At 32.5% G+C, this 5530-nt stretch carries 4 protein-coding genes, 1 tRNA gene and 1 pseudogene; 3 read left to right on the top strand and 3 right to left on the bottom strand.

What is annotated here, in order from left to right:
• Positions 1–55: 55 nt before the first annotated feature.
• A tRNA-Phe gene (locus SOR77_RS08915) sits at positions 56–131 on the top strand.
• A gap of 90 nt (positions 132–221) precedes the next feature.
• Positions 222–1577, top strand: coding sequence for an 8-oxoguanine deaminase (locus SOR77_RS08920; RefSeq protein ID WP_320636756.1), 1356 nt, complete (start codon positions 222–224; stop codon positions 1575–1577).
• Between the two features lie 81 nt (positions 1578–1658).
• Here the strand turns inward: SOR77_RS08920 and SOR77_RS08925 are convergent, their stop codons facing one another.
• The gene (locus tag SOR77_RS08925) at positions 1659–2135 is read right to left on the bottom strand and encodes a small multi-drug export protein (protein WP_320636757.1); all 477 of its coding nucleotides are present in this window, start codon (positions 2133–2135) and stop codon (positions 1659–1661) included.
• A 191-nt stretch (positions 2136–2326) separates the two neighbouring features.
• Between SOR77_RS08925 and SOR77_RS08930 the strand changes: the two genes are divergently transcribed.
• Positions 2327–3634, top strand: coding sequence for a Na+/H+ antiporter NhaC family protein (locus SOR77_RS08930; RefSeq protein WP_320636758.1), 1308 nt, complete (start codon positions 2327–2329; stop codon positions 3632–3634).
• 88 nt (positions 3635–3722) lie between these two features.
• On the opposite strand, the gene SOR77_RS08935 is transcribed toward SOR77_RS08930, so the two are convergent.
• On the bottom strand, positions 3723–5036 hold the full coding sequence (locus tag SOR77_RS08935; protein ID WP_320636759.1) for a glutathionylspermidine synthase: 1314 nt from the start codon (positions 5034–5036) through the stop codon (positions 3723–3725).
• Positions 5029–5530, bottom strand: a pseudogene (locus tag SOR77_RS08940) (glutamate--cysteine ligase); the annotation flags it as partial. The gene SOR77_RS08935 and the pseudogene SOR77_RS08940, both read right to left, overlap by 8 nt.

The following is a 5530-nucleotide window of genomic DNA, read 5'->3' on the forward strand; positions in this document are numbered from 1 at the left end:
GAGTCCCCGAAGGCCCACCATTATATTTTTTAAATATAATAACCCAAACCATTTTGCCCAGATAGCTCAGTCGGTAGAGCAGAGGACTGAAAATCCTCGTGTCGCTGGTTCGATTCCGGCTCTGGGCACCAAAGGATACAATACTTAGTATTGTATCCTTTTTTGTATTTAAAATAAAAAAAGATATAATACTAATACATAGAAGATAGGAGGAGTTATTTATGGGAAAGACTTTATTATTTAAAAATGTAGAAAAAATAGTTACGTGTAATAATAAAGATGAGGTTTTTGAAGATTTTGATATCTTTGTAGAAGATGGTATTATCAAAGCTATTGAGAAGAACATTGAGTTGAAAGCAGATGAAACTATAGACGCAAGTGATTTAATAATTTATCCCGGTTTAATAAATACGCATCATCATCTTTACCAAATATTGACAAGAAATTTACCGCAAGTACAAAACTTAGAGTTGTTTGATTGGTTGAAAGTTCTTTATGAGATATGGAAGAATTTAACAGGAGATTCAATATATTATAGTTCTCTTACGGGATTAGCAGAACTGGCAAAATATGGGTGCACAACAGTTTTTGACCATCATTACGTATTTCCTGAAAGTAGCTTTGATTTTATAGAAAGACAATTTGAAGCTGCAGAAAAATTAGGGGTTCGGATGGTAGTTTCGAGAGGTAGTATGAATCTTAGTAAGAAAGATGGAGGATTGCCACCGGATTCAGTTGTTCAGAATATAGATTCTATACTTAAAGATTCTGAAAGAATAGTAAATAAATTTAATGATAAGAATAAATATTCTATGAGACAGGTTGTTTTAGCACCATGTTCGCCATTTAGCGTAACAGCTGATTTGATGATAGAATCTGCAAAGTTGGCAAGGGATTTAGGGGTTAGATTACATACTCATCTTGCAGAAACAAAGGACGAAGAAAGATTTACATTGGCGAAAAGAGGTGTCAGACCCCTAGAATATATGGAACAACTTGGGTGGATAGGAGATGACGTTTGGTTTGCTCATGGAATTCATTTTAATGATGAAGAACTTGAAATTTTAGCTAAGACCAAAACTGGAGTGGCACATTGCCCATGTTCAAATATGAAATTGTCTTCAGGTGTAGCACGTATTCCTGAGATGTTGAAGTTGGGAGTTCCCTTGGGGTTAGCTGTTGATGGAAGTGCGAGTAATGATGGATCAAGTATGCTAGAAGAAATGAGAGTAGCTTATCTATTACATAGATTGACCTATCATGAAAAAGCGCCTACAGGATATGATATTTTAAAAATGGCAACTAGAGGAAGTGCTGAGTTGCTTGGCAGAAAAGATATAGGATATTTAGAAACTGGAATGGCAGCAGACTTCTTTGCAATAGATAGAAATAGAATAGAATTGGCAGGAGCAACTTTTGATGTCAAGAATATGCTGGGAACGGTAGGTTTAAAAGGAGCTGTAGATTATACAGTAGTAAATGGAAAGCTAGTAGTAGAAAAAGGAGAATTGTTGGGGATAGATGAAAGAAAGTTGTCTGAAGCAGTCTATAGAGAATCTAAAAGAATGCAAAGTTGATTTTATTTAGCAAGATTAAAGAACAACGTTATTAAAAGTCATAACGCACTGTAATTAGTGAAAAGTTATGACTTTTTTATATTAATTTATAATTAGATGACTTAAAATTGCAATAAAAACTGTTGCTATACTATTTCCTAAAATAATGGTAGGAATTGTAGTTTTAAGACGCAAGTCCATCAAAGATGCAATTAAACTTGCAGACCATACACCTGTACCAGGCAATGGAATAGCTGTAAATATAAACAGAGCAAATAATTCATATCTTTTTATTTTAACCCAATTATCATCAGCTTTTTTTTCTAATCTATCTATATAATTTAAAAATAAATTTTTTCTTTTCAACCATGTAAAAATAGGACGTATAAATTTTATCAAAAATGGCATGGGTATTATTGAGCCACAAAAGGTAATTATAAGGACTTCAATATGATGAATTCCAAGTCCAACTCCTATCGGTATAGCACCTCTGACTTCAATAAAGGGTAGCATTGATATAAGGAATACGGCTAATTCTTTAGGCATGTTTTCAGTTAATAAGTAAACTATAGTTCTCAAAAAATCACCTTGAAATATAATACCATATAAACATTAGAACAGTAAAAAAACAATTATATAAAAAACAAACATAATATTAGAGTCATATTAAAAAGTGAAGGGTATTATATAAATATAATTAATATAAGATATATCATATTAATAATTTATCTGGGTAAATCGAAAGATAAAAAAAGGAGAAGAGAAAGAAGATGATTTTATTAAACCCGGTTGTACTATCCGTAATAGTATTAGCAGGACTTTGTCTTGTCAAAATCCCTGTATTTTTTTCACTTATAATTGCAGCTATAGTTGCTGGTGTTACTTCTGGAATACCAATTGATGAAACCATGAAGCTTTTAGTTGGAGGAATGGGAGCTAATTCAGATACAGCACTTAGCTACATTTTGTTGGGAGCTTTGGCTTATTGTATAAATAAAAGTGGCGCAGCAGAAGTTATGGCTAGACAAATTGGAAAGTTGATAAGAGGCAATAAATTTATTTTAGCTATAATTGTAATGTTATTTGCAGTAGTTGCCGAAACATTTATACCAATTCACATAGCATTTATACCGATATTAATACCACCGCTATTAGGGCTTATGAATAAAATGAAAGTAGACAGAAGAATGCTTTCAATAAGTTTTGGATTTGGATTAAAAGCTCCATATATTACACTTCCAATAGCATATGGTGCAATATTCCATGAATTGATAATCACATCATTTAAGAAAGCAGGTCTTTCAATAAATGGAAGTATGGTAATTTCAACTAACTGGATAATAGCATTAATAATGGCCATAGGGGTTACTATAGGAGTTATAATCTTTTCAAGAGATAGAGAGTACAAAACAATTTCCGGAGTAGTTGCTGGAGAAAGCGAAGTTAAAGGAGAGGTAAAAACTGATAAAAATCATTGGCTTATATTAATAGCCGGTGTAATAACAGTTGCTGTACAAATATTGACCAAGTCATTACCTTTAGGGGCACTTTGTGGACTTATATTTATAGTGTTGACAGGTGTTATAAAATTTAATGATATTCAAGATATGCTGGATGGTGGAATTCACATGATGGGATTTATCGCATTTGTAATGCTGTTGGCAGCAGGATATGCAAATGTAATTACAAATTCTGGAGCGATAGATAGAATAGTTGAATCAGCGGCAGGAGTTTTAGGCGGTTCAAAACTTATTTCTTCATATGTGATGATTTTACTTGGTCTGTTAGTGACCTTGGGAATAGGAACTTCATTTGGTACAGTTCCAATTATTTCAGCAATATACGTTCCGTTGGCAATGAAGCTAGGATTTTCACCAAGTGCAACAATATTGTTGGTCACAATAGCGGCTGTTTGTGGCGATGCAGGCTCTCCGGCATCTGATACAACACTGGGACCTACAGCGGGGCTTGGAGTAGATAAACAACATGACCACATAAGGGACACTTGTATACCGCAAATTATATTTATTGGATTGCCATTAATAGTGGTTGGAGGTTTTATAACTCAATTCCTATAGTAATGAAAGAATATAATAAATTTTAAAAGATAAGAATTCATAAAAATCCCTTCTTACAAAATGTTAAGCAAGAAGGGAAAAAGAATTCTTATTTTTTTATGAACATATTTGGCGCCACATAGTGTTTATCTGCACCACCAACTGTTGAATTTTGTCCTATTCTGGTGTAAGGGGCAATGAATTTTCCGTTGTAAATGAACATTCCTAAAACAGCAGTAAATCCACTGACTTTAATTTCTCCAGAATCATCAAATTCTAAGAAAGGTAGCGGTTCCATATCATAATATTTTTGATAAATATAGTCAGAAACCAAAGCTTCATCTAAAAGTTTTGACCATTCTTCTTTAGAAAATCCTCTTCCGGCATAAACTCCATGACTTGCATAATCATCAACAGGTTTTACTATATATTGGTCTTTATTTTCCAATACTTCTTCATAAACTCTTTCGTCAAAATAATCTGTAAAAGGAATATGCTCCTCTATAAATTTATTTTCATAATCAGTCAAAATATTTTGAGTAAGCGGGTCAAGTAGGATTTTGAAAATTAATTTAGTGTGCATAATCTGACTTCTAAAAGAACCAATTAACATAAAAGCATTATCTAGATAGGCTTTAGTGAAGTCTTTCATTTCAGAATAGTGTTTCATATATTCAACAGTTACTGCACGTCTGTAAACCATGTCAATTTTAAAATCATCGCAAACCAAATTTCCATCGACATACTTTAAATCTCTTATATCAAATATTTCGCAGTTGTATCCGGATTCCATAAAGAGTTGACGGAACTTTTTAAACTCATAAGTAGCACCTATATCTAAGAAGTCCACAATAGCTATATTAGGCTTTCTGTGATGAACTGACTCATATATTTTCGTGGATTCCTCAATCCAAGGATGAAACATATCGACGCACTCAATATCATATTTTTTTCTAAACTCTTTCATGGCCAAAGTTTCAATTAATAGATCTCCAACTGTATTGTCTTTATTCATTGCGCTTGAGCCATCTGTATTGAACTCAATAAATTTGAATTTATCCATACCGTTGTAAAAGACATCGTATCTTGCAATCGGAACTGTTATGTCATACCCTGGGTCATGTAAAATCAATTCTTCAAGCTCTTTAGAAAATCCAAAAAGTTTTCTGTACTCAGGATTTTTCAAATATTCATGAGTAACTTTTTGAGTTATATCCATTAGAGTTTTACAAAGTTGTGTGAAATTTTTCCTATCTTCTTGGTCATAAAAAAGACCTTGATAAGTAACAGGTACAGGCTTCTCTTTGTATATTGCGTTTGAATGTGCAACATCATCGAGAAGTTTTAAATAGTCCTTGTAATATTTTTCCGGTTCTTTTTTTATTAAAGAAATATATTCTTCTGCATATTTTATATTAAACATTTTTATCAACCCTATTATATTCTATTGCACTCCTAAGACCTTCAGATTCAAATATATCTTCAAAAACATCTTTAGGAGATTTTCCGCTGTTTATAATTTCTTTTATAGGAGATAAGAAATGACTTTCATCTCCTAGTGCTGAATAAGCCAAATTGTATAAATTTTCTAGATGCCCTAAAATTGTAATTCCCTTGTACTTGGCTTTTAGGCCGTGTAAAAGAGTTTCAGATTTGGCATCCATAACTTCACTATAAGACGTGCCTTCAAACATCTTTTCTAAAGCATTTAAACTATCTTTAGAGTAGAAAAGTCCTTTTATAAGAGCAACTATCGCAAAATTTGTAGGATAGTTTACTCCATCCATCATTCTAAACTCAAGATAAGTTTTTAATCTAACATCAGGAAATACTATTGAAATGGCATGGAAGATTTCATCATCAGAATCATTTTCAGGGTCGAATAATTCCTTGAAAGGCTTTTTATTGACGCTTATA

It is taken from the genome of Peptoniphilus sp., assembly GCF_034090345.1.
Taxonomy (GTDB): domain Bacteria; phylum Bacillota; class Clostridia; order Tissierellales; family Peptoniphilaceae; genus Peptoniphilus.